Below are 5,201 nucleotides of genomic sequence, written 5' to 3' on the forward strand. Positions count from 1 at the left end.
GCGTTCAGCTGGCTATGGCGAGGCGCACCAGCTCGGCGGTGTTCCGTGCGCCGGTCTTTTCCATGATGTGCCGACGGTGCACCTCGACGGTGCGGTAGGAGAGCCCCAGGTCGGCCGCGATCTCCTTGTTGGTCGACCCGTCGATGACATATTGCAGCACCTGCCGCTCGCGATAGGTGAGCGTGCCGAACCCCTTGACCGTCACCGACTCGACCCCGTCGTGCCCCGCCTCGACATGGATATCGGCGCGGAACAGGTCCTGAGCCGCCGCGATGATCTCGGCGGCGGCATAGGGCGGCGAGAAGGCCGAGGAGGCGCCGCGCCGCATGGCGGTGACCACCTGCTCGGCACGCACCCCCACCGGCGCCAGCAGGAACGTGTGGATGCCCAGGTGCTGCCCGCGCGCCACCTCGAGCGCGCCGAGCGTGCCCTCGATCGTGCCGGCGTCGTCGCAGAGCGGCAGCAGCACCAGGTCCGGGCGCCGGATCGCCATCAGCCGGGCCAGCCCGGCGCAATCGGGGAGAATCGAGACCTGAAAGCCGTGCGCGATGAACGCGTCGCCCAGCGACTTCGCCACCCTGCCGTCGGAATGGGTCAGATAGACCAGCCGATCCCGGTTGTGAATATTGCGATACGGTATCGTGTCCGCCGCCCTGTCCACCCTGCCCTCCCACTGGCAAGAAGCAGCGTCGTCGTCGCTCCCCTTCGGGTCCCGCCGACCACCTGCTCCAGTCGATTCGCGTCCACCAAAGTATTAAAGCACACGACGACCCGGAATGACAATACTTCCTGTCACACAGCCTTCGGAAACGGCAGGAATGCTGATACTGTCGGCCCACAGCCGCCGTCGCAGCCAACCTATCATTTATGCAGGATAGGCGAATTGTTATGTCCGATAGCGGACATTCGTGATTACTTGCGGCTACTCTGTCGACCACCGGCTCGGGCCGGGCGACCGGCCGCGCCGGAAGAGGTGCAAAACCGCCGGGACCACGTATCCCCCTGTCGCCTGCGGGCCTATCTCTGGTGACCGGGGCGTTCACGCGAGGGCATGTGTCAATGTTCAGAAAACTTGCGGCCGAGGCATTCGGCACCTTCTGGCTGGTCTTCGGAGGCTGCGGCAGTGCGCTGCTGGCGGCCGGGTTTCCGGAAGTCGGCATCGGTTTCGTCGGGGTCTCGCTGGCCTTCGGGCTGACCGTGCTGACCATGGCCTATGCCGTGGGCGGCATCTCGGGCGGGCACTTCAACCCGGCCGTCTCGCTCGGGCTCGCGGTGGCAGGCCGGTTCGCATACAAGGACCTCCTTGGCTACTGGATCGCCCAGCTGGTCGGCGGTATCGCCGGGGCGGCGGTGCTCTATCTGATTGCCTCGGGCAAGGCGGATTTCCTGCCCGGCGGCTTCGCTTCGAACGGCTACGACGCCAACTCGCCCGGCGGCTACGGCATGCTGGCCGCGCTGGTGGCCGAGATCGTGCTCACCGCCTTCTTCCTGATCGTCATCCTGGGCGCGACCGGCAAGGCGGCGCCGGCCGGCTTCGCGCCGATCGCCATCGGCCTGGCGCTGACGCTGATCCACCTGATCTCCATCCCGGTGACCAATACCTCGGTCAACCCGGCCCGCTCGGTAGCGGCGGCGATCTTCGCCTCGAACGGCGCGCTGGGGCAGGTCTGGCTGTTCATCCTCGCCCCCCTGCTCGGCGCCGCCCTCGGCGCGGCCATCTGGAAATACCTGCTGGCGAGCAGCGAAAGCTGAACGCCGATGAACGGCACCTGAACGAACCTGAACGCGGTTATCCCCGCGGCTTTTCGCCTAACCCGTTGAAAACAAAAGGTTCGACGCTTTTCGGCGTCGAACCGGCGCTGTGCGGGCGTCGCCGTGTGGAGCGCCGCAATTATGCCACGAAGCGGCGGCGCGGGGACAGATCGGTGCCCGCGCCGACCGCCTGCCGGGCCGAGCCCTAGAACTCGCTCCAGTCGTCCGCCAATGCCGAGGTGCCGGCGACGCGCGCCAGCTTCGGCGCCGGCCGGTGCGAGACGGCCGGACGGAGTGCAGCCGCCTTCGGCGCCGGACGCGGGGCAGGGGCCGGGGCAGGGCCGGCACGCGACGCATCGGCGATGACGAAGGTGTCGACGATCCGGTCGAGCTCGCTCGCCTGCGACTCGGTCTGCTCGATCGCCGCGTTGGTCTGTTCGACCAGCGCGGCGTTGTGCTGCGTCATCTCGTCCATCTGCCGCACCGCGGTGGTGACCTCGCCGATGGCCGAGGACTGCTCGCGATTGGCGCCGGCGATCTGCTCGATCAGCGCGACGTTCTCGCGCACCCCGGCCAGCATCGCCTCGAGCCGCCCGGCCGCATCGGCGACGAGCCGCGTGCCGGCCCCCACCTCGTTGGCGGATTGCTCGATCAGCGCCTTGACCTCGCCGGAGGCCTGCGCCGCCGACTGCGCCAGCCGCCGCACCTCCACCGCCACCACGGCGAAGCCCTTGCCGGCATCGCCGGCCCGCGCCGCCTCGACCGAGGCATTGAGCGCGAGCAGGTTGGTCTGGAAGGCGATGTCGTCGATCATCCCGATGATCGAGGAAATCTTGCCCGAGGAGGCGGCGATGCGCTCCATCGCCGCATTGGCCTCGTGCATGACGGTGCCGGCCTCCTCGGCCCCTTCGGCGACGCGGCGCGAGCGGTCGGAGGCGAGATTGGCCCGCTCGGCATTTTGCCCCACCGTGCTCGACAGCTGCTCCATCGCGGCGCTGGTCTGTTCGATGGCGGCGGCCTGCCGGGTCGTGCGCTCGGCGAGATCGTTGGCGCCGGCGAGAATCTCGCCGGTCGCCACCCGGACCGAACCCGAGGTGGTGCGCAGCTGCCCGACAATGTCGGTCAGCCGGTCGGCCACCTGGTTGACGTCGTGCTTGAGCCGGGCGAAGGCGCCCTCGTAGCGGCCCTCGACCCGGCGGGTGAGGTCGGTCTCGGCCAGCGCCGAGAGCACGGTGCCGGTCTCGCCGAGGCCGCGCTCGACGGTCTCCACCAGCGTGTTGACGCTCTCGGCCAGGGCATTGAGCTCGGCATCGGGGAAGCGTGCCGCCACCCGGCGCGAAAAATCCCCGGCGATCGAGGCGTCGACGACGCTGCCGAAGGCCTCGCGCAGCTCGCCCATCATCTTGCGACGCGCCTCGACCGCGGCCAGCGCCTGCGCCGCCTCGGCCTCGGTCAGCTCGGCGACGCGCCTGCCGTTCTGCCGGAAGGTCTCGGCGGCGGCGGCGATGCGCCCGATCTCGTCACGATCCCCGGCCGACGGGATGGTGGTCGTGAAGTCGCCCTCGGCAACCCTGACCAGCGCCCGTTCCATGCCGCCAAGGCGACCGGACACCGTGCGCAGGATGACGAAGCCGGCATAGATCACCACGGCGAGCACCAGCACCGCGGCGATCGCCATGGCGACGACCATCTGGCCGAACAGCTGGTTCTCTTCCGTGTAGGCGGCCAGCGCCACCTCGCCCTGCAGATCGACCAGTTCGCTCACCGCGCCGCTGATCGGATCGATCAGCGGATAGAGCTCGCCGACGACGAAGGCATCGAGCCCGGCCTGGTTGCGCGCCGCGAACAGCGCCCGGAGCCGGTCCATGCCGGCGTCGGCCTCGGCCATCTGCTGCGCGGCGGCGGCGACGAGGCGCTGCTCGGTCTCGGTGAGCCGGCTGGCGACATAGGTGTCCCACTCGTCGTGGATGAGACGGTGCGCCGCATCGTGCGCGGCCAGCCCCGCGTCCCAGGCCACGGCGCCGCTGCGCACCTTGTGGGCATTGTCGACGATCGACACGGCATAGGCATCGGCGATGCGCTTGAGCTGCTGCAGCGGCACCACGCGATCGGCAACGATCGAGCCGATCTTGGTGTCGAGCGTGGAAAGGGCAAGGTAGCCGCCGCCGAGCAGCGCGGCGATCACCACGCTCAGCACGGCGAGAACGACAGTCAGTTTGGTCTTGATCTTCACTTTCGGGTCCCTGTGGCCGGGCAACACGGCGTCCATCCCCCGTCCCGGCCAGACGTTGGGCACTCCGACGGCAATGGGAATGACAATGGCCGACACAAGGCTGCCCCAAGCAGCCTGCCGGCCTGTTCTCTGCCTTCCCCCTACCGCGCAGACATCGTTGTCAGGAAATAGATTCGCTTAAGGAAGTTAAGGATTTACCAGTAGGAGTCGACAAACTGTGTGGGGATGGCGCAGGGGGCAGCAGGGGGTGTTGGCGGAGGGGCGGGCAGGCTACCGCCGGGCCGCCCGCGAGCGCGTCGGGCGCGCGGTTCAGGCGGCGCGGCGGCTCTGGAAGGTACGGCCGCCATCGCGCGACACCACGTCGCCGTAGCGGACGAAGGCGCGCAGGGTGAGCGCCACGTCGCGCTCGATCCTGCGACCCTGTCGGAAACGCGCCGCGATCTCTGCGGCACTGAGCGGCCCCGCGGCGTCGGCGAGAATGACCGAGATGGCACGGGTGCGCCCTTCCCTTCTCCCCTTGAGGGAGAAGGTGGATCGGCGTGCAGCGCCGAGACGGATGAGGGGTTGGCGTTGGTGGAGGCATACCCCTCATCCGCCCTTCGGGCACCTTCTCCCGCAAGGGGAGAAGGGAGGCCGGTGGCCGTGGCGCCCGCGCCCGCTGGTCCGGCACATCGAGGCGCGTCAGCGGCCAAGGCTCGACGCTCTCGTAGCCGATACGCAGCGGCACGATCCTCGCCAGTCGCAAAATGGCGTTCGTTGATCTGCTGGCCGCGATCTGCATCATGGTCAACGCTGTGAAGGGCCTTTCCGCCTTGCAGCTCAGCCGCGATCTGGATTGCCAGTACAAGACGGCGTTTGTTCTCGCGCACAAGCTGCGGGAAGCGCTGGCGGCCGAAGTCGCGAACCATGAACTGGACGGTGAAGTCGAGATCGATGGCCCCTATTTCGGCGGCCATATCCGCCCTGCCAACTTCGCCGAAGATCGTATCGACCGCCACTTGGCCGAACACCAGACCGGCAAGCGCCGCGTTGTCGTTGCCCTGCGCCAGCGTCGTGGCCGCACCCGTGCCTTCGTTGCCATGAACGAAGCGGAAGGCGTCGATATCGCCGCTCAGGTCGTGTCGCGCAAGTCGGTCGTGTTTGCCGATGAAGCCGGCCATTGGGACCGCCTGCATCAGGCTTGGATCGTTGGCCGGATCAATCACCGTGAGGCCTA

Annotated in this window: 3 protein-coding genes and 1 pseudogene; 2 read left to right on the forward strand and 2 right to left on the reverse strand. The window is 68.4% G+C overall.

Features of this window, described 5'->3' with window-relative positions:
* Positions 1-4 precede the first annotated feature (4 nt).
* A complete protein-coding gene (locus ACE3TU_RS18610; RefSeq protein ID WP_374626940.1) occupies positions 5-661 on the reverse strand; it encodes a response regulator transcription factor in 657 nt (218 codons plus the stop codon).
* Positions 662-1,059: 398 nt separating this feature from the next.
* Here ACE3TU_RS18610 and aqpZ point away from each other — a divergent pair, with 398 nt between their 5' ends.
* Positions 1,060-1,752, forward strand: coding sequence for an aquaporin Z (aqpZ, locus tag ACE3TU_RS18615; protein ID WP_374626942.1), 693 nt, complete (start codon positions 1,060-1,062; stop codon positions 1,750-1,752).
* Positions 1,753-1,957: 205 nt separating this feature from the next.
* Here the strand turns inward: aqpZ and ACE3TU_RS18620 are convergent, their stop codons facing one another.
* Positions 1,958-3,985, reverse strand: a complete 2,028-nt coding sequence (locus tag ACE3TU_RS18620; protein ID WP_374626944.1) for a methyl-accepting chemotaxis protein — start codon at positions 3,983-3,985, stop codon at positions 1,958-1,960.
* A gap of 713 nt (positions 3,986-4,698) precedes the next feature.
* Here ACE3TU_RS18620 and ACE3TU_RS18625 point away from each other — a divergent pair.
* Positions 4,699-5,201: pseudogene (locus ACE3TU_RS18625) on the forward strand (IS1595 family transposase); the annotation flags it as partial.

This window comes from Devosia sp., assembly GCF_041917035.1.
Classification (GTDB): domain Bacteria; phylum Pseudomonadota; class Alphaproteobacteria; order Rhizobiales; family Devosiaceae; genus Devosia_A.